This window comes from Streptomyces sp. UF-297, from assembly GCF_058245575.1.
Genome location: NZ_JBSIBZ010000255.1, coordinates 1 through 458, shown reverse-complemented (window position 1 = coordinate 458; position 458 = coordinate 1). Strand labels below are relative to the sequence as shown.

Sequence of the window (458 nt, the reverse complement as noted above, 5' to 3'; positions counted from 1 at the left end):
TGGCCGGTGCAGATGGTGAAGGTCAGGGTGTCGATGAGGATGTCCGACTCGCGGATGCCCCAGTTGCCGGTCAGGTCGTCGATGAGGCGTTCGGCGATGGCGACCTTGTTCTCGACGGTACGGGCCTGGCCCTCCTCGTCGATGGTCAGCGCGATCAGCGCGGCGCCGTGCTCCCGGGCCAGTGCGGTGACCTTCGCGAAGCGGGACTCGGGGCCGTCGCCGTCCTCGTAGTTGACGGAGTTGATGACCGCCCGCCCGCCGAGCTTCTCCAGTCCGGCCTGGATGACGTCGACCTCGGTGGAGTCCAGCACGATGGGCAGGGTGGAGGCGGTGGCGAAGCGGCCCGCCAGTTCCTCCATGTCGGCCACGCCGTCGCGGCCCACGTAGTCCACGCACAGGTCGAGCATGTGCGCGCCCTCGCGGATCTGGTCGCGGGCCATCTCCACACAGTCGTCCCA

General features: G+C 68.8%; 1 protein-coding gene. It reads right to left on the bottom strand.

The window, feature by feature from the left end; translation table 11 throughout:
* A partial coding sequence (locus tag AC4IJH_RS43710) for a dihydropteroate synthase (protein ID WP_490857597.1) occupies positions 1-458 on the bottom strand: 458 nt, incomplete at both ends.